The 22,802-nt window shown below is 68.5% G+C and carries 28 protein-coding genes, 1 tRNA gene and 1 pseudogene; 13 read left to right on the top strand and 17 right to left on the bottom strand.

What is annotated here, in order from left to right:
• Both N177_RS09915 and N177_RS09910 read left to right on the top strand, forming a co-directional pair.
• A pseudogene (locus N177_RS09915) lies at positions 1–252 on the top strand (hypothetical protein); the annotation flags it as partial.
• Positions 252–716, top strand: coding sequence for a chemotaxis protein CheW (locus N177_RS09910; RefSeq protein WP_023432174.1), 465 nt, complete (start codon positions 252–254; stop codon positions 714–716). The pseudogene N177_RS09915 and the gene N177_RS09910, both read left to right, overlap by 1 nt.
• Before the next feature lie 88 nt (positions 717–804).
• On the opposite strand, the gene leuD is transcribed toward N177_RS09910, so the two are convergent.
• Positions 805–1,413: a 3-isopropylmalate dehydratase small subunit gene (gene leuD, locus N177_RS09905; protein WP_023432173.1), complete on the bottom strand. Its 609-nt coding sequence runs from the start codon at positions 1,411–1,413 to the stop codon at positions 805–807.
• A 191-nt stretch (positions 1,414–1,604) separates the two neighbouring features.
• On the opposite strand from leuD, the gene N177_RS09900 reads away from it, so the two are divergent.
• Positions 1,605–2,621: a patatin-like phospholipase family protein gene (locus tag N177_RS09900; RefSeq protein ID WP_023432172.1), complete on the top strand. Its 1,017-nt coding sequence runs from the start codon at positions 1,605–1,607 to the stop codon at positions 2,619–2,621.
• 21 nt (positions 2,622–2,642) lie between these two features.
• Here N177_RS09900 and N177_RS09895 read toward each other — a convergent pair whose 3' ends face one another.
• Positions 2,643–3,074, bottom strand: a complete 432-nt coding sequence (locus tag N177_RS09895) for a CBS domain-containing protein (RefSeq protein WP_023432171.1) — start codon at positions 3,072–3,074, stop codon at positions 2,643–2,645.
• 101 nt (positions 3,075–3,175) lie between these two features.
• Complete coding sequence (locus N177_RS09890; RefSeq protein WP_244444264.1) at positions 3,176–3,934, bottom strand: rhomboid family intramembrane serine protease; 759 nt, start codon at positions 3,932–3,934, stop codon at positions 3,176–3,178.
• A gap of 84 nt (positions 3,935–4,018) precedes the next feature.
• On the opposite strand from N177_RS09890, the gene N177_RS09885 reads away from it, so the two are divergent.
• The 3 genes from N177_RS09885 (at position 4,019) to N177_RS09875 (ending at position 6,180) form a co-directional block, all read left to right on the top strand.
• Complete coding sequence (locus N177_RS09885) at positions 4,019–4,729, top strand: PAS domain-containing protein (RefSeq protein WP_280113381.1); 711 nt, start codon at positions 4,019–4,021, stop codon at positions 4,727–4,729.
• 72 nt (positions 4,730–4,801) lie between these two features.
• A complete protein-coding gene (locus N177_RS09880; protein WP_023432168.1) occupies positions 4,802–5,422 on the top strand; it encodes a PilZ domain-containing protein in 621 nt (206 codons plus the stop codon).
• A gap of 140 nt (positions 5,423–5,562) precedes the next feature.
• Positions 5,563–6,180, top strand: coding sequence for a transglutaminase-like cysteine peptidase (locus tag N177_RS09875; protein WP_023432167.1), 618 nt, complete (start codon positions 5,563–5,565; stop codon positions 6,178–6,180).
• Here N177_RS09875 and N177_RS09870 read toward each other — a convergent pair.
• The 5 genes from N177_RS09870 to N177_RS09850 all read right to left on the bottom strand — a co-directional run bounded on the left by N177_RS09870 (position 6,146) and on the right by N177_RS09850 (position 9,270).
• The gene (locus tag N177_RS09870) at positions 6,146–6,703 is read right to left on the bottom strand and encodes a gamma carbonic anhydrase family protein (RefSeq protein WP_023432166.1); all 558 of its coding nucleotides are present in this window, start codon (positions 6,701–6,703) and stop codon (positions 6,146–6,148) included. The genes N177_RS09875 and N177_RS09870 overlap by 35 nt on opposite strands.
• Positions 6,704–6,741: 38 nt before the next feature.
• Complete coding sequence (locus N177_RS09865) at positions 6,742–7,056, bottom strand: DUF6949 family protein (protein ID WP_023432165.1); 315 nt, start codon at positions 7,054–7,056, stop codon at positions 6,742–6,744.
• Positions 7,057–7,269: 213 nt separating this feature from the next.
• Positions 7,270–7,479: a DUF3126 family protein gene (locus N177_RS09860; RefSeq protein WP_023432164.1), complete on the bottom strand. Its 210-nt coding sequence runs from the start codon at positions 7,477–7,479 to the stop codon at positions 7,270–7,272.
• 35 nt (positions 7,480–7,514) lie between these two features.
• Positions 7,515–8,351, bottom strand: a complete 837-nt coding sequence (cysE, locus tag N177_RS09855) for a serine O-acetyltransferase (protein ID WP_023432163.1) — start codon at positions 8,349–8,351, stop codon at positions 7,515–7,517.
• A gap of 151 nt (positions 8,352–8,502) precedes the next feature.
• Positions 8,503–9,270 carry an alpha/beta fold hydrolase gene (locus N177_RS09850; RefSeq protein ID WP_023432162.1) on the bottom strand — a complete coding sequence of 256 codons (768 nt, stop codon included), beginning with the start codon at positions 9,268–9,270 and terminating at the stop codon, positions 8,503–8,505.
• A gap of 121 nt (positions 9,271–9,391) precedes the next feature.
• Between N177_RS09850 and N177_RS09845 the strand changes: the two genes are divergently transcribed.
• Both N177_RS09845 and N177_RS09840 read left to right on the top strand, forming a co-directional pair.
• Positions 9,392–9,640: a zinc-finger domain-containing protein gene (locus tag N177_RS09845; RefSeq protein WP_023432161.1), complete on the top strand. Its 249-nt coding sequence runs from the start codon at positions 9,392–9,394 to the stop codon at positions 9,638–9,640.
• Positions 9,641–9,653: 13 nt separating this feature from the next.
• Entirely contained in the window at positions 9,654–10,835 is a 1,182-nt protein-coding gene (locus N177_RS09840; protein WP_023432160.1) for an FAD-dependent monooxygenase, read from the top strand.
• 14 nt (positions 10,836–10,849) lie between these two features.
• On the opposite strand, the gene N177_RS09835 is transcribed toward N177_RS09840, so the two are convergent.
• From N177_RS09835 to N177_RS09805, 7 genes are all read right to left on the bottom strand, one after another.
• The gene (locus tag N177_RS09835) at positions 10,850–11,644 is read right to left on the bottom strand and encodes an ABC transporter ATP-binding protein (protein ID WP_023432159.1); all 795 of its coding nucleotides are present in this window, start codon (positions 11,642–11,644) and stop codon (positions 10,850–10,852) included.
• Entirely contained in the window at positions 11,641–12,519 is an 879-nt protein-coding gene (locus tag N177_RS09830) for an ABC transporter permease (RefSeq protein WP_023432158.1), read from the bottom strand. The genes N177_RS09835 and N177_RS09830 overlap by 4 nt, the downstream gene beginning before the upstream one ends.
• Positions 12,520–12,559: 40 nt before the next feature.
• Complete coding sequence (locus tag N177_RS09825) at positions 12,560–13,516, bottom strand: ABC transporter substrate-binding protein (RefSeq protein ID WP_040485544.1); 957 nt, start codon at positions 13,514–13,516, stop codon at positions 12,560–12,562.
• Between the two features lie 57 nt (positions 13,517–13,573).
• Positions 13,574–13,659, bottom strand: a tRNA-Leu gene (locus N177_RS09820).
• 114 nt (positions 13,660–13,773) lie between these two features.
• Positions 13,774–14,280, bottom strand: a complete 507-nt coding sequence (gene gpt, locus N177_RS09815; RefSeq protein ID WP_023432157.1) for a xanthine phosphoribosyltransferase — start codon at positions 14,278–14,280, stop codon at positions 13,774–13,776.
• The gene (locus N177_RS09810; RefSeq protein WP_023432156.1) at positions 14,277–15,032 is read right to left on the bottom strand and encodes a competence/damage-inducible protein A; all 756 of its coding nucleotides are present in this window, start codon (positions 15,030–15,032) and stop codon (positions 14,277–14,279) included. The genes gpt and N177_RS09810 overlap by 4 nt, the downstream gene beginning before the upstream one ends.
• Positions 15,029–15,883, bottom strand: coding sequence for an FkbM family methyltransferase (locus tag N177_RS09805; RefSeq protein WP_341872332.1), 855 nt, complete (start codon positions 15,881–15,883; stop codon positions 15,029–15,031). Before N177_RS09805 ends, N177_RS09810 begins: the two co-directional genes overlap by 4 nt.
• Positions 15,884–16,119: 236 nt before the next feature.
• Here N177_RS09805 and map point away from each other — a divergent pair, with 236 nt between their 5' ends.
• The 5 genes from map to N177_RS09780 all read left to right on the top strand — a co-directional run bounded on the left by map (position 16,120) and on the right by N177_RS09780 (position 21,043).
• A complete protein-coding gene (map, locus tag N177_RS09800; RefSeq protein WP_023432154.1) occupies positions 16,120–16,947 on the top strand; it encodes a type I methionyl aminopeptidase in 828 nt (275 codons plus the stop codon).
• Positions 16,947–17,651 carry a RadC family protein gene (gene radC, locus N177_RS09795; RefSeq protein WP_023432153.1) on the top strand — a complete coding sequence of 235 codons (705 nt, stop codon included), beginning with the start codon at positions 16,947–16,949 and terminating at the stop codon, positions 17,649–17,651. The genes map and radC overlap by 1 nt, the downstream gene beginning before the upstream one ends.
• Before the next feature lie 77 nt (positions 17,652–17,728).
• On the top strand, positions 17,729–19,150 hold the full coding sequence (locus N177_RS09790) for a circularly permuted type 2 ATP-grasp protein (protein ID WP_023432152.1): 1,422 nt from the start codon (positions 17,729–17,731) through the stop codon (positions 19,148–19,150).
• Between the two features lie 27 nt (positions 19,151–19,177).
• A complete protein-coding gene (locus N177_RS09785) occupies positions 19,178–20,122 on the top strand; it encodes an alpha-E domain-containing protein (protein WP_023432151.1) in 945 nt (314 codons plus the stop codon).
• Between the two features lie 81 nt (positions 20,123–20,203).
• Positions 20,204–21,043, top strand: a complete 840-nt coding sequence (locus N177_RS09780) for a transglutaminase family protein (RefSeq protein ID WP_023432150.1) — start codon at positions 20,204–20,206, stop codon at positions 21,041–21,043.
• A gap of 43 nt (positions 21,044–21,086) precedes the next feature.
• Here the strand turns inward: N177_RS09780 and N177_RS22310 are convergent, their stop codons facing one another.
• Positions 21,087–21,818 carry a hypothetical protein gene (locus N177_RS22310; protein WP_341872331.1) on the bottom strand — a complete coding sequence of 244 codons (732 nt, stop codon included), beginning with the start codon at positions 21,816–21,818 and terminating at the stop codon, positions 21,087–21,089.
• Between the two features lie 51 nt (positions 21,819–21,869).
• Positions 21,870–22,781, bottom strand: coding sequence for an NAD(P)-dependent oxidoreductase (locus N177_RS21040; RefSeq protein WP_081718469.1), 912 nt, complete (start codon positions 22,779–22,781; stop codon positions 21,870–21,872).
• Positions 22,782–22,802: the final 21 nt, after the last annotated feature.

The following is a 22,802-nucleotide window of genomic DNA, read 5'->3' as shown; positions in this document are numbered from 1 at the left end:
ATGGATCAGGTGACGCAGCAGAACGCGGCGATGGTCGAGCAGACGACTGCCGCCTCGCACAACCTGTCGGGCGAGGCGAAGGAGCTCGAGCGCCTCGTCGCGCGCTTCACCCTCGGAGGCGGCGCCGACGCGCCGTCGGCGCCCGCGCCGGCGAGGAAGGCCAGGCCGCAAGCGGCGCGGCAAAGCTACAAGACAGCCGGCAACGCGGCCCTGAAGGCCGCCCCGATCGAAGAGAGCTGGGAAGAATTCTGATGGCCCTCACCACGCAACTGCCGCAGGCCGGGGCCGAGCTGATCGCCGTGTCCCTGGGCGCCCAGAAGTTCGCCATCGACATCATGTCGGTCCGCGAGATCCGCGGCTGGACCACCTCCACGCCCCTGCCCCAGGCCCCGTCCTACGTGCTGGGCATGATCAACCTGCGGGGCGCCGTCCTGCCGGTGATCGACCTCGGCGCGAAGCTCGGCTTCGGCAACACCAACCCGCAGAGGTCGTCCGTCGTCGTCGTCGTCCAGGGCGGCGGCCAGCAGGTCGGCCTGCTCGTCGATGCCGTGTGCGACATCCTGACGGTGGGCCAGAACTCCGTTCAGGACGTGCCGGAGGTCGGAGCCGGCGCAGTGCACGACGCGGTGCTGGGGGTCATGACGATCGACGACGAGATCGTCAGCATCCTGGCGCTCGATCACGTGCTGGGCGAAGCGGGCCGCATCGCCGCGTGATACCGGACGGGCCGGCGGAGAACCGCCGGCTCTCGCTGCTCCGAGGGGCCGCCAGGCCCCTCGTCTCGGGCGGTCGGCGCGGCCCCCGTCAGAGCCAGGGGCGCTCGCCCGACGTCTTCTTCTCGAAGCCAGTGATCTCGTCCGCCTTCTCGAGCGTCAGCCCGATGTCGTCGAGACCGTTGAGCAGGCAGTGCTTCTTGAACGGCTCGATATCGAAGTGGACGGTCTCACCGTCCGGCCGGTGGATCGTCTGGGTCTCGAGGTCCACTGTGAAGGTCGCGTTCGCGCCGCGGCTCGCATCCGCCATCAGCTGATCGACGGTCTCCTGCGGCAGGGTGATCAGCAGGATGCCGTTCTTGAAGCTGTTGGAATAGAAGATGTCGGCGAAGGACGGGGCGATGACGACGCGGAAGCCGTAATCCTGCAGCGCCCAGGGCGCGTGCTCGCGGCTCGACCCGCAACCGAAATTGTCGCCACCGATCAGGATCGTGGCATTCTCGTATGCCGGCTGGTTCAGCACGAAATCGGGATCCGGCGTGCCGGCCTCGTCCTTGTAGCGCAGCTCCGCGAACAGGCCCTTGCCGAGCCCCGTGCGCTTGATCGTCTTCAGGTACTGCTTCGGGATGATCATGTCCGTGTCGACATTGACCATGGGCAGCGGGGCGGCGACGCCGGTCACCGTCTTGAATTTTTCCATGTCACTCCTGCTCCGAAGCTCGCTCGGCCTCTCCCGCCCTGTTTCCCCCCTTACGCGGCCGTTTTCAAGTCCCGGCGGGACCGCGTCCCCGTGCCGCGGATCGGCGGAGACCGGGTGCGACCGCCAGGCTTCATTTTTCCTTCAGCGGAAACGGGTAGAGTAGTCTCCCATAGAACCCTGAGGAGAAGAGGGTGTTCCAGACGCTCGCGCGGCGCATGTCCAACAGCTCCCAGCCGACCACGAAGTCCACGCCGGGTTCTACCGTCCGGGATGCTCCGCCGCCGCAGAAGGCCACGATCGGCATCGCGCTCGGCGGAGGTGCCGCACGGGGCTGGGCGCATATCGGAGTGCTGCGGACGCTCGAGGCGGCCGGCTACGCACCCTCCGTCATCGCGGGCACGTCGATCGGCTCCGTGGTCGGAGGTTTCTACGCCGCGAAGAAGCTCGACGATCTCGAGGAATTCGCGCTGTCGCTGACGCGGCGCCGCATCTTCGGGCTCATGGACTTCACCCTGAGGGGATCGGGCCTCCTCAGCGGCTCCCGGCTCGGCGACCTGCTCGACGAGGCACTGGGCGACGTGCGGGTGGAATCGCTTGACCGCCGCTTCTGCGCCGTCGCCTGCGAGCTGAAGAGCGGGCACGAGATGTGGCTGTCGCAGGGTCGCCTCACGGAGGCGATGCGTGCCTCCTATTCGCTGCCGGGCGTCTTCCGACCGATGCGGCTGAACGGCCGCTGGCTGATCGACGGGGCGCTCGTGAACCCCATCCCCGTCTCGGTCTGCCGCGCGATGGGTGCCCGGCTCGTCATCGCGGTGAACCTCCACTCGGACGTCTTCGGCAGGGGCACCATCGTGCCGTGGGTCGATGCCGGCGACGCACCGGCGGAAGAGGAAAGCGGCGGGCTCGACAGCGGGCCCACCGTGAACTCGCGGCTCATGCGGCGGCAGATGTTCGGGAACAGCGACGGCGCCCCCGGAATATCCACCGTCGTCGGGGACGCGTTCAACATAACGCAGGACAGGATCGCGCGCGCCCGGCTGGCCGGCGACCCGCCCGACGTGATGGTCGGCCCGCGCATGAGGCGGATCGGCCTCTTCGAGTTCCACCGCGCCCGCGAGGCGATCGCGGCGGGCATGGAAGCCGCCGAGAAGTGCCTCGGCGAGATCGCCGAATCCTCCGAAGCGCTCAGCCGGCTCGATCCGGGGTGAGCCGCACTCTCGGGCGCCGCGTCATGCTGTGGTGATATAGGTGCGCATGGCCTCGGTCTCGGCCTCCGCCGCCGCGATGCGCTCCTTCACCACGTCACCGATCGAGACGATGCCGACCACCTTGCCGTCCTCCAGGACCGGAACGTGCCGGAACTTGCCCTGCGTCATCTTCTGCATCAGGTAGGCGATGCTGTCGTCGCGGCCGCAGGTCACGACCTGCGCGGTCATGAAGTCGGCAACCGGCCTCTTCAACGCCTCGGCGCCCTGCTGCCCGATGGCGCGAACGATGTCGCGCTCCGAGATGATACCCTCGAGGCGGCCGTTCTGGCCGACCACGAGCACGGCGCCGATCCGATGCGTCGCCAGAAGCTCCGCCACCGCGCTCAGGATCGTGCCGGGTCCCGTCGTTATGACGGCGCTTCCCTTCTGCTGGAGAATGACTGCTACGGTCATCGCGTGTCCTCCGCATGATCCGCCGCTTCGAGCAGCGTTGTCCCTCGCAAGAGGTCGATGATGCGGGCTTCGGCAGCGGCTGACAAGTTTCGCGCGGCCAGTCACGGCCTTTCGTCGTGAGGCCACTCCGGTGCCGGTTCAGGCGGGGGAACCGTCCTGTCGATGAGCGGGAAGAGGAACAGCCCCGCGAAAAAGCCCCCGAAATGGGCCTGCCACGCGATCGAATCCCCTCCCGAGACGCCGATCGCCGCCACGCCGAAGACGATGTTGATCGCAAACCAGAAGCCGACGAAGACGAGGACCGTGCGGTTGCGCAGCGCCTCGATCAGCGGTGCGACCGGCTGGCGCCGATTCCCTCCCCCGTAGGGGCCGAGCGAATCCTGCAGGCCGCCACTCTGGAAGACGAAGCGGATCGCGCCCGCCATGAGGCCGGAAATGCCGGCTGAAGCGCCGATCATCGGAACGACGCTGCCCCAGTTGGTCGCCAGGTGCGCGAGCGCGCCGGCCACGGTGGCGGCAAGAGCCAGAAGCAGGAACCGCCTGTTGCCCAGGCGTCGCAGCACGGGCGTTCCGAAGGCGACGAGCCAGGCGAGGTTCACCATCAGATGCAGCCAGCCGCCGTGGAGGAAGCCATAAGTGACGAATGTCCACAGCTGTGCACCGAATCCACCGGGAACCGCACCTCCGCCGAGAAGAAAGGGCTCGGTGTAGCGCGCGGGCGTAAAGCCGAATAGGAAGACGAGGTGCACATCCCAGCGATATGGAAGAAGCCAGCGTATCGCGTGGATGCCGGCCAGAACGGCCAGGCACCCGACCATCAGGCCAGGCAGGTTGAAGGCGGGCTCGCGATGGGAATGCACGGACAGGGCCATCAGGGACGAGGCAGGGTTAATGGCACGTAACCTGCGAGCCTCATCCATGCAACCGCATCGTGGCGCGCCGATGTGTCACGTCGGCACAACTGGCTTCATCGGGGAACGGACGAGTTGGAACACCAGGAAGCGATTCATCTTCCGCCAGAGCCGCGTCCCAGGCATCCGACCTCGCGGGCGCTGCACTCGCACTGGAACCGCTTGCGTGGCCACCACCGCGCCCCGCACCGCCGCGACCTGCAGCCGGCTTCGCTCGGCCCCATCCTCTCCAACACGTTCCTCCTCGAAGAACGCGGCGATGCGCGCGTCGTCTACCGGCTCGCTGGCAGCGGCATCTTCGAGATCTTCCAGCGCGAGTTGCGGGGGCTCGACTGGCTCACCCTGTTCGAGGAGGAAAGCCGCCCGCTCGCCCAGGACACGGCGGCATCGGCCCTGTCCCGTGCCGAGACGTCGCTGCTTCATGCCGACGGCCGGACGGCGCGGCATCGCACGGTGCCGGTCGAGATCCTGATCCTGCCGCTCGCGCGGGATCCCGACGCCCCCGCGCGGGCGGTGGGCTCGCTCGTCACCTGCGACCGGCCCTACTGGCTCGGCGCACAGCCGCTGATCGAACTGACGGCGCTGCACGCGGAGACCTCCCGCGCCCCCGGCGATCCCGGCGCTCCGGCACCCGAATCATCCTCCCGCAGCGTCCTCGACATGCTCGACGCCGGACCCATCAGACGCCTGCGGCACCTCGCGCTCTACCTCGGCGGGCGGGAAGCGGGCGATACCGATCATTAACCACCCCCCGTTAACATCGCGGCAAGAGGTTTGGCCACGGGACGGCCGGCCGCCATATCCAGGGGGCACTTCGTGCAACAGGCTCACAGCGCGGGCGTCCTGACCCAAAGCCAGGAGAAGCGCCGCTTCCAGCGGGTCCGCGTCGACCTCCTGGGGCGCTACATGCTGCCGAGCCGCCACGAGTACCCCTGCCAGATCATTGACATGTCGCCGGGCGGCGCGCGCTTCGTCGCCCCCGCGATCGGCGATCTCGGCGAGCGCGTGGTGGCCTACATAGACAACATCGGGCGGATCGAAGGCCAGATCACCCGCCTGTTCGAGGGCGGCTTCGCGATCTCGATCCAGGCGACCGCGAGGAAGCGCGACAAGCTCGCCGCGCAACTGACCTGGCTCGCCAACAAGCAGGAGCTCGGCCTGCCGGAAGACCGGCGCCACGACCGCATGACACCGAGGAACCCCTTCTCGGAGATCGTCATGCCCGACGGCCGCACCTATCGGTGCAAAGTCGTCGACCTTTCGCTTTCGGGCGCCGCCATTTCCTGCGACGTGAAGCCGAAGATGGGCACCGTCGTGAAGCTCGGCCAGATGTCGGGGCGGGTCGTTCGTCACTTCGAGGAAGGCTTCGCGATCCAGTTCGCAGCAGCGCTTCGCGACGTCGAAGCACTCGAAAGCAACTTCGGACAACTTGCCTAAGGATTAAGAGGAGCTTGCCGCTTCGTTAGAAGGAGCGGTTAGCCGAACCTTTCGCCGACGGACGCAAACCATCCGTTCGGATTCCCGGCCCATCAAAACGTTTCTGCGAAGGTACAGCCAACAAACAGGGGGCTGTACCAATGAAGCTGATCAAGGCCATCGCGCTCGCGACGATCCTCGCAGCGGGTTCGGCACAGGCCGTCGCCGCCCAGACCTCGGGCACCGGAAGGCTCGTGGAGCATGAGGTGACGTCTCCCCCGATCGGGCACGTGCAGTTCTGCCGAATGTTCGCCGACGACTGCCGGCTCAGCGGCAAGGGGATCGCCACCGTGGAACTGACGGCGCGTGCCTGGGCGGATCTCGTCGAGGTGAATGACGCAGTCAACGAGCAGGTCAGCCCGATCACGGACCTGGAGCTCTACGGCGTCGCCGAGCACTGGACCTATCCCGCCAACCAGGGCGACTGCGAGGACTACGTGCTGCTCAAGCGCAAGCGGCTGATCGAGCGCGGCTGGCCGGCGAACTCCGTTCTCATCACCGTCGTGCGCGACCAGTATGGCGACGGACACGCCGTGCTGACCGTCGTGACCTCGGCGGGCGACCTCGTGCTCGACAACCAGGACGCCGAGATCCGCTTCTGGAGCGAGACGCCCTATCGCTACCTGAAGCGGCAGTCCCACAGGGACGCGACGCGCTGGGTGTCGCTCCAGGACGACAGGCGCCTCACGCCTCCGCTGGTGGCGGCGACGCCCCGGTGACGGGCCCGAAGCCGGCGGCGTAGACCGCCTGCCTGTCGACGTAGTGGAGCGCGGTGGCCTTCAGGCGGGCCACGTGCTCCGCCGAAAGCTCGCGCACCACGCGGCCGGGGGTGCCCATCACGAGGCAGTTCGGCGGGATCACCTTGCCCTCCGGCACGAGGGATCCCGCCCCGACGAGGCTGCCGGGCCCGACGACCGCGCCGTTGAGGATCGTCGCACCGATCCCCACGAGCGCGCCCTCGCCGATCGTGCAGCCATGCAGCATCGCCATGTGCCCGACCGTGCAGTCGGCGCCGATCGAGAGGGGGAAGCCCATGTCGGTGTGCAACACGCAGCCGTCCTGGACGTTGCTGCGCTCGCCGATCTCGATCGGCTCGTTGTCGCCTCTCACCACGGCACCGAACCAGACGCTCGCCTGATCCTGAAGGGAGACCCGCCCGATGAGAACGGCGGTCGGGGCGATGAAGAAACGTCCGGCAGGCGGGAGCGACGGCTCCGCATCGCCCAGGCGGTAGAGGGGCATCGGCGGCTTCTCAGGTGACGTGATGGATGGGAGGCACCCTACATCGAGACCACGATGTTGAGCAGCAGAAGTCCCGAGCAGAAGCTCCAGAAGCCGGACAGCGTCAGGCCCAGAGCCGCCACACCCGCGGACCGGCGCTCCACGAGCCACCAGCGCATCACCCATCCCGCGATGAGGACGGGCCCGCCGATGACGAGCACCAGCGTCTGCCCCACCCCCTGCGCCAGGGAGGCGGGAGCCTCGTCGAAACGCAGGGAGGCCGAGGCGACGAGCCGGTAGAGGCTGGTCGCCAGCCCGGCGAGCGTGAACCCGATGGCGACCATGTAGATGAGCAGCCCCAGTTCGAACAGCATGCGGCTCCCCAGCCAGCCATCTCACTCGAATCGTCCCGAGCCGGGACATCACGCCGCGGGGCGGTAACGCAATTTTAACGATCTTGCTGGGGTTGTCATCTTCTTCGGGCTCAGCCAAGCGCCGATCCCGCCCCGCGGTTAACGCGGCAAAGAAAAAGCCCGGCCGTGGCGCTCGCCGCCGGCCGGGCTGTTCGTGTTCTCGTCCGATCCCCGTCAGACGAGGTCGTAATCGAGAATCGCCATCTGGAAGTTGTAGGCGAGGTCCTCGTCCTCATCGTCCTTGAAGATGAGCCCGATGAACTCGTCGCCGATAAACACCTCGGCGGAGTCGTCCTTCTTCGGCCGCGCCTTCACGGACAGCGAGGGGAGATTGAATTTCTTCTGCAGATAGGCTTCGAGCCGAGCGATCTCTCGCGGTTCCAAGTCTTGTCCTCTTCGACTTTCTTGTTGGCGGGCCTTCACCGGTCCGGCGACTGGCCCTCGATCAGGTGGTTCATCGAGCGTGCAGGCTCGCTGCACCCGGCCTTGCCCACGACCCGCGCGGGCACGCCGGCCACCGTGGTGTCGGCCGGGACGTCGCTCAGCACGACGGACCCCGCCGCGACACGCGAGCAGCAGCCGATGGACAGGTTGCCCAGGATCTTCGCGCCGGCCCCGATCAGGACGCCGCGCTGGACCTTCGGATGGCGATCGCCCTCCTCCTTCCCGTTGCCGCCGAGCGTGACGCCGTGCAGCATCGACACGTTGTCGCCGATCGTCGCCGTCTCGCCGACGACGATGCCGGTCGCGTGGTCGAACATGATTCCCCGTCCGATGCGAGCGGCGGGATGGATATCCACGCCGAACACCGACGAGGCCCTGCTCTGGAGATAGAGCGCGAAGTCGCGCCTGCCGCTCGCCCAGAGCCAGTGCGCGAGCCGGTGCGACTGGATGGCATGGAAGCCCTTGAAATAGAGCACCGGCTCGAGCGCGCGGTGGCAGGCTGGATCGCGGTCGAGCACCGCCGCGATGTCGGCCCGCACGGCCTCCGCGATGTCGGGCTGGTCCGCGATCGCCTCGGCGAAGGCGTGGGCGATGATGTGGCTGCCCACGGCCTCGTGGTCGAGACGGGACGCCACGCGATGGCCGACCGCGGCCTCGAGCGTGTTGTGGCTCAGGATGCTGTCGAGCAGGAAGGCCGACAGCGCCGGTTCCACGAGCGAGGCGTCCTGCGCCTCGGCCCTGATCCTCGCCCAGACGGGATCGAGAGTTGCGAGCTGCGCCTCGCGCTCGACACGGTTGGTGATCACCGACATCGCCGATGTCCTTTCCAAGGATGCCCTCAAGGGAACATAGGGCGGCTTTCCGGCCACCGCAAAACGCGATGGCGATCGTTCGTCACCGGGACGGAGGCGGTGCCGCACCGGCGAGTTCCCCGCAGCCTAGCACAGGTGGGCGCGTCCGTCCTCACGCGGCGGCGCCCAGTCCGTGATCGCGCAGGAACTCGAGGACGGCCGCCTTGTGCGTCCGGTCGCCGACCGCCTGCATGTGGTTGCGCCCTTCGATCACGAAGGCCTGGCCGTTCGGGATGAGACGGGACAGTTCCTCCGCCGAGCCGCCGACATCGTCGCCGCTTCCGACCGCGACCAGAACCGGCACCTGGATGGTAGCAACCTGCTCTTCCGTGATCGGCTGGCGCGCGGAGCGGATGCAGGCGGCGAGCGCCTTGCGGTCGCTCTTCGTCTGGTCGGCGAACTTGCGGAAGGCCCAGGCATTCGGATCGGATATCCCGCTCGCGTCCTCGGCCTCGAGGGCCCGGGCGATCGGCTCGGACTCCCCGACGCCGCGGATCATGTTGATGCCGAGCCCGCTGAAGACGACCGACTGGACGCGCTCCGGGTGCCTCATCGCCAGGAAGGCGGCGATGCGCGCGCCCATCGAGTATCCCACGACGTCGGCCTTCTCGATCTCGAGGTGCCGAAGCAGCCTGTCGGCATCCTCCGCCATGATGTCGGAGCCGTGCATCTCCGGGTCGTAGAGCTTCTCGCTCTCGCCGTGCCCGCGATTGTCGACGGTGACGACGCGGCGGCCGGCGCGGACGAGGTCCTTCACCCAGCCGGTATCGACCCAGTTCACCCGGCTGTTCGACGCGAAGCCGTGGATGAGCAGGATGGGGGCACCTTCGCCGACATCGTCATACGCGATGTCGACGCCGTCCGAGTCGAAATGCTGCATGGTCTTCCCGTTGCGGATGATGGTGAGGCGCAAAGCGGCCGGCGCGGCCGAACGCCACCTTTGAAAGCGAGGGCCTTTAGGGCTATCGTCCCGGCCACCCAAAGAGCAAGAGGCTGATCGCATGGCGGATCACGTCATACCGCACTTCCACAACAGCGACGGTGTCGAGGTCGTCCGCGTCGGCGCGCGCGAGTTCCAGTGCATGGGCGCGCTGCCGCCCTTCGACCACCCCCACGTCTTTCTCGACATGGGCGACGACAACGAGAAAATCTGCCCCTACTGCTCGACACTCTACCGCTACGACCCGTCGCTGAAGGAGGACGAGTCGGTTCCCGCCAGCTGCGCCTGGGGCAAGGACCGCGCCGCGTAAGCCGGCGACCGTCGTGACCAAGCAACCTTCCATCGGCATCGTCGGCGCCGGCATGGCCGGCCTCTCGGCGGCCCTCGCGCTCGCCCGCATCGGCGTCCGGTCCACGCTGTTCGAGCGGGCACCGACCTTCGAGGAGGTCGGCGCCGGCCTGCAGATCTCCCCCAACGCGTCGCGCGTTTTGATCGCGCTCGGCCTCGGAGACCGGCTGACGGCCGCGAGCGTGCGGCCGACCGGCATCGGCCTCAGGCGTGGCGACAACGGCCGTCCGCTCGCCCACATCCCGCTCGGGCCAACCGCCGAATCGCGATGGGGCGCGCCCTATCTCGTCGTCCACCGGGCAGACCTGCAGGAGATGCTCGTCGACGCCGTCCGCGGCCGCGCCGAGATCACCCTGGAGCAGGCCGAGGCGGTCACCGACGTCACCGGCGGCGAGCCTTACGAGATCGTGGCGGACGGCACGCGGCACGGACCGTTCGACGCCGTGATCGGCGCCGACGGTCTGTGGTCGACCGTGCGCGGCATCACGCTCGGCACCGAGCCGCCCCGCTACTCCGGCAAGGTCGCATGGCGCACGACCGTGCCGCCGGCCGCCCTGCCCGCCGGGCTCGATCCGCTCGAGACCGGCACCTGGCTCGGCACCGACGCGCACCTCGTCCACTACCCCGTTCGCGGCGGCAGCGAGACGAACATCGTGGCGGTGACGACCGACCGTTGGCGCGAGCCGGGCTTCAGCGCCCCGGGCGACCCACAGGAGCTCCTCAGGCGCTTCGCCGGATGGGACCAGCGGGCGCTCGACCTCCTCCGTTCGGCTCCCGGCTGGACGAAATGGGCTCTCGCCGACCGCGATCCCGTGCGGCGCTGGGGCAAGGGGGCGATCACCCTGACGGGCGACGCCGCCCACCCGATGCTGCCCTTCCTGGCGCAGGGGGCCTCGATGGCGATCGAGGACGCATGGGTGCTGGCGGCCTGTTTCCAGCAGTCGCCAGACACGCCTGCGGCGGCCTTCCGCCGCTACGAGGCGGCGCGTGCCGAGCGGGTCGCGCGGGCACAGCGCACCGCGCGGCGCAACGGCGAGATCTTCCATATGGGCGCCATCATGTCGCGCGCGCGAGACGCGGCGTTGAAGGTGCTGCCGAAGGAGCAGCTTCTGTCCCAGTGGGACTGGCTCTACGGCTGGCGCGCGCCGGGCCTCTGAGGCGGGACGGCTCGTCAGCCGATCAGCAGCGCGTCGTCGTCGAGCTCCTGGCCGCGCATGCGCTTGAACATATGCAGGAGATCCTCGACCTGCATCGTCCGGCGCTCGTCGCCGGAAACGTCGAGGACGACCTTCCCCTCGTGCAGCATGACCGTGCGGTCGCCGTGGTCGAGAGCCTGGCGCATCGAGTGGGTGACCATGAGCGTCGTCACGCCCGTTTCGCCGATCACCCGCTCCGTGAGCGACATCACGAATTCCGCCATTGCGGGGTCGAGGGCGGCCGTGTGCTCGTCGAGAAGCAGGAGGTCGGCGCGCGCCAGCGTCGCCATGATCAGCGACACCGCCTGCCGCTGGCCGCCCGACAGGAGCGCCATCTGGTCTTCGAGGCGGTTCTCGAGGCCGAGGCCGAGCTCCTTCAGGCGCTCACGGAAAAGCTCGCGCCGCGAGGAGGTGACGGCGAGGCCGAGGCCGCGCCGCTTCCCGCGGGCATGGGCGAGCGCCAGGTTCTCCTCGATCGTCAGCGCCCCGCAGCTTCCCGCGAGAGGATCCTGGAAAACGCGCGCGACCGCGCGGGCGCGGCCGTTGCCGGAGAGGCGCGCCGCGTCCTGACCGGCGATCTCGATCGTGCCGCGGGTCGGCTTGACGTCGCCCGCGAGCGATCCGAGAAGCGTCGACTTGCCGGCCCCGTTCGAGCCGATGACGCTGACGAACTGGCCGGCCGGCACGACGAGGTCGACGCCGCGCAGCGCGCGCTTTTCGAGCGGCGTGCCGGCGCCGAACACGACCTCGAGGCCGGACACGCTGATCATGCCGCCCTCCTCGCCCGAAGCCGCGGCAGGACGAGCGCGATGGCGACGAGGACGGCCGTCACGAGGTTGAGGTCGGACGCCTGCAGGCCGATCGCGTCGGCCGAGAGGGCGAGCTGGATCGCGATCCGGTAGAGTACCGAGCCCACCACGCAGCCGATGAGCGCGATCAGGATGCCGCGCGTCTTGAGCAGCGTCTCGCCGACGATCACGGCGGCGAGGCCGACGACGATCGTGCCGATGCCGGAGGTGACGTCCGCGAAGCCGTTGGTCTGCGCGAAGAGCGCACCGGAGAACCCGACGAGCCCGTTCGCCAGCGCGATGCCGGCATAGACGTGCAGCGACGTCGACACGCCCTGCGCCCGCGCCATCTTCGCGTTCACCCCGGTGGCTCGCATGGCGAGGCCGAACTCGCTCTTCAGGAAGCGCGCGACCAACACGACCGCGATCACCAGCAGCACCGCGACGAAGAGCGGCCGGACGTAGTGGTCGGGCAGCCCGAGGCCGCGGAAGGGCGTCAACACCGTGTCCTGCATGATCAGGGCGACGTTCGGCCGGCCCATGACGCGCAGGTTGATCGAGAAGAGCGCGATCATCGTGAGGATCGAGGCGAGGAGATGCAGGATGCCGAAGCGCTGGTTCAGCGTCGCCGTCACGAGGCCCGCGCAGGCGCCCGCGGCGAGAGCCGCGAACGAGGCGAGCCAGGGGTTCACGCCGGCGAGGATCATCACCGCGGCCACGGCGGCGCCGAGCGGGAAGCTGCCGTCGACGGTCAGGTCCGGAAAGTCGAGGATGCGGAAGGAGAGATAGACGCCGAGCGCGACGAACCCGTAGACGAGCCCGAGCTCCACGGCGCCGAGGAAGGCGATCTCGCTCACGACCGCCCGCCCCGCCCGGTGTGCCTGAGGATGGGAAGCTTCACTCGATCACTTCGTTCGCACGGGCGACGAGCCCCGGCGACAGCTCCACGCCCATCGCCTCGGCCGCCGCCGGGTTGACGACGAGGTTCGTGCCCTCGGCCAGCACGACAGGGATATCGCCGGCCGTCTCGCCCTCGAGGATGCGGGCGACGAGCTCGGCCGTCTGCCGGCCGACGTCGTAATAGTTGAAGCCGACGGCGGCGATGGCGCCGCGCCGCACGGAATCCGTGTCGGCGGTGAAGAGCGGGATCCTGTTCTGCTGGGCGACCTGCACCGCGGCCTCGAGCGCCGAGATCACGGTGTTGTCCGTCGGCACGTAGATCGCATCCACCTTGCCGGTCAGCGACAGCGCGGCCTGCTGCACCTCGGAGGAGCGCGTCGCGGTCGCCTCGACGACCTCGAAGCCGGCGCCCGGGGCGAACTCCTTCAGCTTCTCGACGAGGGCGACGGAATTCGCCTCGCCGGAATTGAAGATGACGCCGAGCCGCCTCGCCTCCGGCAGGATCTCGCGGACGAGCGCCAGGTGGTCGGAGATCGGGGAAAGGTCGGAGACCCCCGTGACGTTGCCGCCAGGCCCGGTGAGATCCGACACCAGCTGCGCCCCGACGGGATCGGTGACGGCGGAGAAGACGACCGGGATCGACCCGCCGGCGGCCGAGACCACGGCCTGCGCCGAGGGCGTCGAGATCGGCACGATCACGTCGGGGCTCTCGCCGACATACTGGCGCGCGATCTGCGCGGCGGTCGCCGGATTGCCTTGCGCGGTCTGGAACTCGAACGCCATGTTCTCGCCGGCCGTGAAGCCCCTCTCCGCCAGGCCGTCGCGGACCCCGTCGCGCACCGCGTCGAGGGCGGGATGCTCGACGATGGAGGTGACGGCGACGGTGACGTCCTGCGCCATGACGGCACCGGCCGACAGGGTGAGCGCGGTGACCGCGGCGAGCATTCTCAGCATGGCGTTCTCCATGATGCGGGCGGCATGGACGTGGCGCGTCCCGAAGCCGATCCTCGTTGGTGCGGACGGCGGGAATCGAACCCGCACGGGGAGTCCCCGAGGGATTTTAAGTCCCTTGCGTCTACCTGTTCCGCCACGTCCGCGGCTGTGGCGTGACGCTTAACCTCGCAGCCCTGCCGGGGCAACGGGAAATCGCCCCGAAACGTCCCCGCACGGCGGCCGGTTATGCCGCCTCGCCCCCCCTTCGGCGGCGGCGCCTATCCCCGCGTCGCCTGGGCGATGGGCGGCTGGAACGCGAGACCGGTGTCCCACGGGAAGAAGATCCAGGTGTCCTGACTCACCTCGGTGACGAAGGTGTCGACGAGCGGCCGGCCCATGGGCTTCGCGTAGACCGTCGCGAAATGCGCCTTCGGCAGCATGTCGCGCACGACGCGTGCGGTCTTGCCGGTGTCGACGAGGTCGTCGACGATCAGCACCCGGTCGCCGCCGCCCTCCCCGAGGCGCGAGACGCTCTCGGCGACGGGCTTCAGGACCTTGAGCTCCCCCTGCTCGGAGTACTCGTGATAGGACGCGACGCAGACGGTCTCGATCACGCGGATGCCGAGCTCGCGGGCCACGATCGCCGCCGGCACGAGCCCGCCCCGCGTGACGCAGACGATCGCGTCCCACGTGCCGTGGCCGGAGAGCCGCCACGTCAGCGCGCGGGTGTCACGGTGGAACTGGTCCCAGGAGACGGGAAACGCCTTGTCCGGCGAGACGGTCATGATCTGCTCCCTGTCGGCCGCAGCTCGCCGAGCAGCTGGGTGACGCGGGCCTTCGCGGCCGCGAGGTCTTCCGCGCTGCGCGAGCGCAGAACGATGGTGGTGGTGAAGCTGCCGTCCCGCGAGCGCGGATAGCTGCCGATCATCACGCCGGGGAACGCCCGCTGGATCTCGCCCAGCGGCCCGCCGATGTCGCCCTCCTTCACGCCGTCCCCCTCGATCGCGTCGACGAGGTAGGGCTGCCCCGTCTTCAGCGTGGGGGCGATCTCGTCGAGCATGCCCTGCATGACGGAGGGAATGCCGGCCATCACGAAGACGTTGCCGATGCGGAAGCCCGGGGCGTTGCTGACGGGGTTGCGAACGAGCTCCGCGCCCTCCGGCATGCGGGCCATGCGGAGCCGCGCCTCGTTCAGCCGGTCCCCGAGATGGGACTTCAGGATCTCGACCGCGTCCGGGTGGTGCGAGACCGGCAGCCCGAAGGCGAGCCCCATGCCGTCGGCGGTGATGTCGTCATGCGTCGGGCCGATGCCTCCCGTCGTGAAGAGGTAGTCGTAGCGCTCCCTGAGCGCGTTCACCGCCGCGGCGATCTCGCCGAGCACGTCCGGCACGATCCGCGCCTCGCGCAGCTCGATGCCGAGGCCAGTCAGGTACTCGGCGATGTAGCCGATGTTGCGGTCCTTGGTGCGGCCCGAGAGGATCTCGTCGCCGATGACCAGAACGGCGGCCGTCACCGCCTCGCCAGTGTTTCCGCTCATGGCCTGCGACCGAGCGCTCCCTTTCCGTATTCGTCCGAACCGCCGCGGGCCACCGCCTGAAGAAGCTCGTCGGGCCGGTGGACGATCCCCTTCTCGAGAACGAGGTTGAGCCTCGTGGTGGCGATGACGTGGTAGCCACGCTTCTCCATCAAGCCGATGAGATCCACCTGCCAGCGGGCCTGCGCGTTCTCGATGATGATGAGGCTCGGCAGGAGCTCTTCCGGAGCCTCCTCGAGAAACTCGGTCATCACCAGGTCCTCGGCACCCTCGACGTCGATCTTGATCGCGTCGATACGCGCGAAGCCTTCCTCCCGGATCACGCCCAGGAGCGTGCGCGCGGGCACCTTGATGGCGTTGCCGGAGCCTTCCTCCGACCCCAGGAACTTGATGCTGCTCTCGCCGCGGTTCTGGTCTTCCACGAACAGCGTGAGCTCCCCCTCGCGGTCCGCGAGGGCGCAGCGCAACGCCTTGATCGTGCCCGCGTCGTTCTGCGCGATGTTGTAGAGCAAGCGTTCGAACATGTCGGGCTGCGGCTCGACGGCGAGGATCTGCCCTCGCGGGGCGAGGCCGGCGACGAACAGCGAGTAGAGGCCGACATTCGCGCCGATGTCGATGAAGACGAAATCCTCGGTCGCGCACGCGCTCAGGATCGCCCGCTCGACCGGATCGAAGAACTGCGGCGTGAAGAGGACGCGCTTCTCGCACACATTGTTGAAGGGGTAGAGCCGCATGCGGCGCCCGTAGATGACGTCGTCGACCGGGCGGCGGAGCGTCATCAGCGCGATTCGGCGCAGGAGCATGGCCGAGCGCCTGCCGAGCCAGGTGCCCGGCATGCGCCGCGTCAGCCTCAAGATGCGCGCCTGGAAAGGCGAGGGTTCATATCGGCCGAAGGGGGCGTCGTCGGAACCTGTCACCGCGCCCGCTGCATCGTCCGTCGTGTTTGCGACCATGGCGAAGCGGAACCATATCAGGGGCGGCGGCGCAAGTCGTCAGTTCCACGACGGGCCTCCGCTCGTGTCTTTTCGGGGGCCGGCCCTTGGGCTAGATTCGGCTGAACGCCGACCTCTCCAGACAATCGGACCGGAAGATGGGATATGTAGACGCCGCCGCCGTGGCGGAGCGCAACACGGGCGAGATCAAGCTCTACGGCGCCGAAGCGTTCGCCGGCATGCGTCGGGCGGGGCAGTTGACCGCGCGTTGCCTCGACATGCTGGCCGGACATGTCGCGCCGGGCGTGACGACCCAGTTCCTCGACGATCTCGTCCTTCAGTTCGCCCGCGACAACGACGCGCAGATCGCCACGCTCTTCTATCGCGGCTATCGCCACGCCGTCTGCACCTCCATCAACCACGTCGTCTGCCACGGCATTCCGAACGAGAAGCCCCTGCGCGAGGGCGACATCGTCAACATCGACGTGACGCTGATCGTCGACGGTTGGCACGGTGATTCGAGCCGCATGTACGTGGCGGGAGAGATCTCGAGACGTGCCGAGCGGCTGATCGACGTGACCTACGAGGCGATGATGCGGGGCATCGGCATCATCCGGCCCGGGCTCACGACGGGACATATCGGCGCAGCGATCCAGGAATACGCCGAGGGCGAGCGGATGAGCGTCGTGCGCGACTTCTGCGGCCACGGCCTCGGGCGCCTGTTCCACGACACGCCGAACATCCTGCACTACGGCAACCCGGGCGATGGTGTCGAACTCAGGCCCGGCATGCTGTTCACGGTCGAGCCGATGATCAATCTCGGCAAGCCGCACGTGAAGGTGCTCTCGGACGGCTGGACGGCGGTGACGCGGGACCGCTCGCTGACGGCGCAGTTCGAGCACACGGTCGGGGTGACGGAGGACGGCGTGGAGATCTTCACCCTCTCCCCCGCCGGGCACACCAAGCCCCCCTACCCGGCCGGCTGATGACCGCCTTCGGCGATCGCCCGCAGCAGACGGTGGACGACCGCGCGGGGCATCGCCAGCGGCTGAAGGAGCGCTTCGGCGCAACCGGCGGCGAGGGCATGCCGGATTACGAGCTTCTCGAGCTCGTCCTGTTCCGGGCCCTGCCGCGCGTCGACACGAAACCGATCGCGAAGCGGCTCGTCGCCCGCTTCGGCTCGTTCGCCGAGGTCGTCGCCGCACCGCCGGAAAGGCTGCGCGAGATCGATGGCGTCGGCAGCGCCGTCATCCACGAGCTGAAGCTCGTCCAGTCGGCGGCGCAACGCATCACCCGCGGCGCCGTCCACAAGCGGCCGGTGCTCTCCTCGTGGTCCGCCGTGCTCGACTACTGCCGCACGGTGATGGCCTTCGAGACGATCGAGCACTTCCGGATCCTGTTCCTCGACAAGCGCAACACCCTGATCGCCGACGAGCTGCAGCAATCGGGGACGGTCGACCACACGCCGGTCTACCCCCGAGAAGTGGTGAAGCGGGCGCTCGAACTTTCCTCGACCGCGATCATTCTCATCCACAACCACCCGAGCGGCGACCCGACGCCCTCGCGGGCGGACGTGGAGATGACGAAGCAGATCGTGGACGTCGCCGCGCCCCTCGGAATCACCGTGCACGACCATCTCATCATCGGGCGGGACGGCCACGCGAGCATGAAGGGGTTGCGGCTCATCTGAGGCCGACCTGCGGCGCGATTTGCGATTCCGCGCGCCTTTCGTGCATGATCGGGAGACTCAGCGGGTACGGAGGGGGCATGAAGCCGACGGCATTCGACGAGATGAAGAGCGCGGAGGACGGCTGCCGGCAGCCTTACAAGCGCGTCGCCGAATGGTTGTCGTCACTGCCCTCCGAGGTGATCGAGCAGAAGCGGGAGGAAGCCGAGCTGCTCTTCCGCCGCGTCGGCATCACCTTCGCCGTCTACGGCGAGGGCCAAGGGGAAGAGAGGATCATCCCCTTCGACCTCGTGCCCCGCGTGTTGTCGCGCGGCGAGTGGAACCGTCTCTCCGCGGGGCTCGAACAGCGCGTGAGGGCGATCAACGCGTTCCTCTCCGACATTTACGGCAAGCAGGAGATCCTGGCCGCCGGGATCCTGCCGCCGGAGCTGATCTTCCAGAACCCCGCGTTCCGGCCCGAGATGATGGGCAAGCAGGTGCCGGCCGGCGTCTGGATCCCCATTGCGGGCATCGACCTCGTGCGCGTCGGGCAGGACGACTTCTACGTCCTCGAGGACAATGCGCGGACGCCGTCGGGCGTCTCCTACATGCTCGAGAACCGGGAAGTGATGATGCTCCTCTTCCCGGAGCTCTTCGCGCGCCACCAGGTCGCGCCGGTGGATAACTATCCCGATGAGCTCCTGTCGACGCTGCAGTCGATCGCTCCGGCGACCGCCCCGAAAGATCCCACGATCGCCCTCCTCACGCCGGGTCCCTTCAACAGCGCCTATTACGAGCACACCTTCCTCGCCGACCGGCTCGGGGTGGAGCTCGTCGAGGGCCGCGACCTCCTCGTGCGCGACGAGGTCTGCTACATGCGCACCACCGAGGGGCTGCAGCGGGTCGACGTGATCTACCGCCGGGTGGACGACGAGTACATCGATCCCCTCACCTTCCGGCCCGATTCGATGCTGGGCGTGGCAGGTCTCATGTCGGCTTACGAGGCCGGCAACGTGACGCTCGCGAACGCCGTCGGCACCGGCATATCCGACGACAAGGCGATCTACAGCTACATGCCGGAGATCCTCTCCTTCTATCTCGGCGAGGACCCGATCCTGAAGAACGTGCCGACCTGGCGCTGTCGCGAGCCCGACGCGCTCGCCTACGTGCTCGACCATCTCGACGAGCTCGTCGTGAAGGAAGTCCACGGCTCGGGGGGATACGGCATGCTCGTCGGCCCCGCCGCCGACCAGGCGACGCGCGATGCCTTCGCCGCGAAGCTTAAGGCCGACCCCGAGAACTTCATCGCGCAGCCGACGCTCGCGCTGTCGACCTGCCCGACCTGGACCGAAACGGGCCTCGCGCCGCGCCATGTCGACCTGAGGCCCTTCGTCCTGACCGGCAAGGACGGCGTGAGGTTCGTCCCCGGCGGGCTCACGCGGGTCGCCCTGCGGGACGGCTCGCTCGTCGTCAACTCGAGCCAGGGCGGTGGCACGAAGGACACCTGGGTGGTCGATGACTGACTGGATGAGTAGCGTTCGAGGCCGCCCATGCTGAGCCGCACAGCCGACAGCCTGTTCTGGATGACCCGCTACGTGGAGCGCGCGGAGAACATCGCCCGCGTGCTCCATGCGACGTCCCGCATGTCGCTGATGCCGCACATCTCGAACGAGGAACCCATGGCGGAGTGGCTTTCGGCCCTCTCCGCCACGGCCTCCTACAACGCCTTCTTCGAGCAGTACGACGAGGCGACGCCTGAGCGGGTGGTCGAGTTCCTGGCCTTCTCGGAGGCCAATCCCTCATCGATCTTCCGCTGCCTGTCCAACGCCCGCGCGAACGCCCGCGCCGTCCGCACCGCCCTGACCTCCGACACGTGGGAGGCGATCAACGGCGCCTGGATGGAGATGCAGCGCTTCCGCCGCGACGCCGTCGCCCCCTCCGACATCAACCGCTTCGCGTCGTGGGTGAAGGACGTCTCGCTGAACGTCGACGGCTCGGCCTTCCGCACGATGCTGCGCAACGACGGCTTCTGCATGCAGCGGCTCGGCGTCTACATCGAGCGCGCCGACGCGACCGCGCGGATCCTCGACGTGAAGTACCACATCCTGCTGCCGGCCCACGAGCCGGTGGGCGGCGGCCTGGACTACCTCCAGTGGTCGTCGATCCTGCGCGCCGTCTCCGCCCACACGGCCTATCGGTGGGTCTACCGCAGCTCGATCAAGCCCTGGCTGGTCGCCGAGCTCCTGATCCTGCGCGAGGAGATGCCGCGCTCGCTTGCAAGCTGCTATTCCAACATCACCTATCATCTGGACGAGCTAGGCCGCACCTATGGTCGCCAGGGCGAGAGCCAGCGTCAGGCGAGGCGCATCTACTCCCGGCTGAAGAACGGCCGGACCGAGGAAATCTACCAGACGGGGCTGCACGAGTTCCTCACGGAGTTCCTCGCCGAGAATGGCCGGCTCGGAGCAGCGATCACCGAGCAGTACCTCATCTAGGACAGCCCCCGGAGCCCGGCGCCTCCAGCCGGGACGGCGCCGGTTTTCGGCACCGCGGAACGAAAGACGGCGGAAACGACCATGCGAATCCAAGTGTCGCACGCGACGACCTATCGCTACGCGAGCCCGGCGAAATACGTCATGCAGCGCCTGCGTCTCAGCCCGCGCAGCCATGACGGCCAGTTCGTGCGGCGCCAGCGCATCGAGGTGAGCGAGGACTGCCGGCTCACCGAGCGCGAGGACGCGTTCGGCAACGTCATCCACACCTTCACGCTGACAGGCAATTTCGAGCACCTGGAGGTGGCGGTCGATCTCGAGGTGGAGACGGAGGACACGGGCGGCATCATACGCGGCCAGGTGGAGCGCCTGCCGCTGCCGCTCTACCTGCGCGAGACCGACCTGACGGAGCCGGACGAGGCGATGCTCGCCTTCGCGCGCGAGGCGACCACCGGCACCGCCTCGACGCTCGACGGCATGCACGCCCTGATGAACTCCCTGCGCGAGCGCATGACCTTCGAGGTCGGCCGGACGGAGGCCGCGACGACGGCAGCTCTCGCCTTCCGGCACGGGCACGGTGTCTGTCAGGATTTCGCCCATGTCTTCATCGGCTGCGCACGCAGCCTCGGTATCCCTGCGCGCTACGTGTCGGGCTACCTCGTCCATCCCGACGGGCCGGTCGACCAGGAGGCGGGGCATGCCTGGGCGGAGGCCTATGTCGAGGATCTCGGATGGGTCGGCTTCGATCCGGCCAACGGCGTCTGCACCACGGAAGCCTATGTGCGCGTCGCAGCCGCGCTCGACTATCTGGGCGCCGCGCCGGTGCGCGGGGTGCAGGTCGGCGGGCTCGAGGAGGCGATGGCCGTCACCGTGCGGGCACACCTGGCCGAGCCGGCGGCCCAGCAACGCCAGCAGCAGCAATAAACACGTTCCGATAACCGGCGGCGGCGTATACCATCGGCGAGAATCAACCTTTCCTCCGCACCGCCAGATGACCTATTGCGTTGGCCTTCTCGTCCGTGACGGCATCGTCATCGTCGCCGACACGCGCACGAATGCCGGGCTCGACAACATCGCGACGTTCCGCAAGCTCCACGTCTTCGAGAAGGAGGGGGAGCGCGTCGTGGCCATGGCCACGGCCGGCAACCTCGCCGCGGGACAGGCGGTCCTCAGCTACGCCACCGAGGGGATCAAGAACCCCACGACCGGCAAGAAGGACACGGTCTGGACGACACCCTCGATGTTCGAGACCGCCCATTTCATCGGCGGCATCGTGCGCGAGGTCTACCGGGTCGACGGCAAGGCGCTGGAGCACCAGGGCGGCGGTTTCGACGTCTCGATCCTGCTCGCCGGCCAGATCGGCGAAGGGCGCACCCGGCTGTTCATGATCTACGCGGCCGGCAACTTCATCGAGGCCACCGCCGACACGCCCTACCTGCAGATCGGCGAGCACAAATACGGCAAGCCGATTCTCGATCGCGCGGCCACGGTCGATACCGGCCTGCAGGACGCACTGAAGCTCGCGCTGATCTCGATGGACTCGACGATGCGATCGAACCTCAGCGTGGGGATGCCGATCGACGTCTTCGTCTACTGCCGCGACCAGCTGAAAAGCGAGCTGAACTACCGGATCGGCAAGGACGAGCCCTACTTCCAGAACCTCCGGACGAAGTGGTCCGAGGCGCTGCAGGCCGCCCATCGCGACATCCCGCCCCGCCCTACGGCGTCAGCTGCTGAGGCCTCTCCCGGCTCAGGCGAACCGGTCGGGCCCGGTGCCGCCCCTGTGCGGCTTGTTCCGGTCCTCGAGCTCGAGAAGAACCGCGGAGTGATCCGCCTCGGCGAGCTCGAGCTCGTCGACCATCCTCTGGAACCGGTCGCGCATCTGGGCCGCCAGCGGCAGGTCGAGCCCGATGGCCTCGGCTTCGGCGACGATCGTGTTCAGGTCCTTGAAGTGCATGCGCACCATGCCGCGCGGCGCGAAGTCGCGGTCGAGCATGCGCTGACCGTGCACCTCGAGGATTCGGCTGTCGGCGAAGCCGCCCCGCATCGCCGCCCGCGCCGCGGCGGGATCGGCGCCACCGGCCGCCGCCAGCAACAGCGCCTCGGCGACCGCGCCGATGTTGACGGCGACGATCGTCTGGTTGGCGAGCTTCACGAGCTGGCCCGCGCCGCTCGGCCCGACATGCGTCACCCGGCCCATGGCCTCCAGAACCGGCCGCACCTTCTCGACGTCGGCGGCGTCGCCCCCGACCATGATGGCGAGCGTGCCCTGCTCCGCCCCGACCGTGCCTCCGGATACCGGCGCGTCGAGATGTCGGGCGCCGAGCTCACCGAGGCGCTTGGCGTGATCCCGCGCCATCGATGGCTGGATCGAGCTCATGTCGACGACGATCGCATCCCGGTCCAGGGCTTCGGCCGCGCCCTGCTGGAAGAGCACCTCGCCCACGATGGGACCGTTCTCGAGCATGGTGACGACGATTGCCGCGCCGCGCACCGCCTCGGCCGGCGTGTCGGCGACGCGTGCGCCTTCCGCGGCCAGCGCCTCGGCCTTGGCGCGGGTGCGGTTCCACACCGTCACCTCGTGCCCGGCGGCGAGCAGCCTGCGCGCCATCGGCGCCCCCATCAGGCCGATGCCCAGAACGGCCACGCGACTTCCTGCCATCAACCCATCTCCCCGATGACG

The organism is Lutibaculum baratangense AMV1 (genome assembly GCF_000496075.1).
Taxonomy (GTDB): Bacteria; Pseudomonadota; Alphaproteobacteria; order Rhizobiales; family Tepidamorphaceae; genus Lutibaculum; species Lutibaculum baratangense.
Note: the sequence above shows the minus strand (reverse complement) of the source record. Positions and strands in the feature narration are given on the sequence as shown.

Excerpts from the sequence above, each read along its gene's own strand:
- N177_RS09910 (WP_023432174.1), top strand. The coding sequence starts at position 252 with ATGGCCCTCACCACGCAACTGCCGCAGGCCGGGGCCGAGCTGATCGCC.
- leuD (WP_023432173.1), bottom strand. The coding sequence starts at position 1,413 with ATGGAAAAATTCAAGACGGTGACCGGCGTCGCCGCCCCGCTGCCCATG.
- N177_RS09895 (WP_023432171.1), bottom strand. The coding sequence starts at position 3,074 with ATGACCGTAGCAGTCATTCTCCAGCAGAAGGGAAGCGCCGTCATAACG.
- N177_RS09875 (WP_023432167.1), top strand. The coding sequence starts at position 5,563 with ATGAAGCTGATCAAGGCCATCGCGCTCGCGACGATCCTCGCAGCGGGT.
- N177_RS09870 (WP_023432166.1), bottom strand. The coding sequence starts at position 6,703 with ATGCCCCTCTACCGCCTGGGCGATGCGGAGCCGTCGCTCCCGCCTGCC.
- N177_RS09865 (WP_023432165.1), bottom strand. The coding sequence starts at position 7,056 with ATGCTGTTCGAACTGGGGCTGCTCATCTACATGGTCGCCATCGGGTTC.
- cysE (WP_023432163.1), bottom strand. The coding sequence starts at position 8,351 with ATGTCGGTGATCACCAACCGTGTCGAGCGCGAGGCGCAGCTCGCAACT.
- N177_RS09850 (WP_023432162.1), bottom strand. The coding sequence starts at position 9,270 with ATGCAGCATTTCGACTCGGACGGCGTCGACATCGCGTATGACGATGTC.
- N177_RS09845 (WP_023432161.1), top strand. The coding sequence starts at position 9,392 with ATGGCGGATCACGTCATACCGCACTTCCACAACAGCGACGGTGTCGAG.
- N177_RS09835 (WP_023432159.1), bottom strand. The coding sequence starts at position 11,644 with ATGATCAGCGTGTCCGGCCTCGAGGTCGTGTTCGGCGCCGGCACGCCG.
- N177_RS09825 (WP_040485544.1), bottom strand. The coding sequence starts at position 13,516 with ATGCTGAGAATGCTCGCCGCGGTCACCGCGCTCACCCTGTCGGCCGGT.
- gpt (WP_023432157.1), bottom strand. The coding sequence starts at position 14,280 with ATGACCGTCTCGCCGGACAAGGCGTTTCCCGTCTCCTGGGACCAGTTC.
- N177_RS09810 (WP_023432156.1), bottom strand. The coding sequence starts at position 15,032 with ATGAGCGGAAACACTGGCGAGGCGGTGACGGCCGCCGTTCTGGTCATC.
- map (WP_023432154.1), top strand. The coding sequence starts at position 16,120 with ATGGGATATGTAGACGCCGCCGCCGTGGCGGAGCGCAACACGGGCGAG.
- radC (WP_023432153.1), top strand. The coding sequence starts at position 16,947 with ATGACCGCCTTCGGCGATCGCCCGCAGCAGACGGTGGACGACCGCGCG.
- N177_RS09790 (WP_023432152.1), top strand. The coding sequence starts at position 17,729 with ATGAAGCCGACGGCATTCGACGAGATGAAGAGCGCGGAGGACGGCTGC.
- N177_RS09785 (WP_023432151.1), top strand. The coding sequence starts at position 19,178 with ATGCTGAGCCGCACAGCCGACAGCCTGTTCTGGATGACCCGCTACGTG.
- N177_RS09780 (WP_023432150.1), top strand. The coding sequence starts at position 20,204 with ATGCGAATCCAAGTGTCGCACGCGACGACCTATCGCTACGCGAGCCCG.
- N177_RS22310 (WP_341872331.1), bottom strand. The coding sequence starts at position 21,818 with ATGGGCGGCCTGCAGCGCCTCGGACCACTTCGTCCGGAGGTTCTGGAA.
- N177_RS21040 (WP_081718469.1), bottom strand. The coding sequence starts at position 22,781 with ATGGCAGGAAGTCGCGTGGCCGTTCTGGGCATCGGCCTGATGGGGGCG.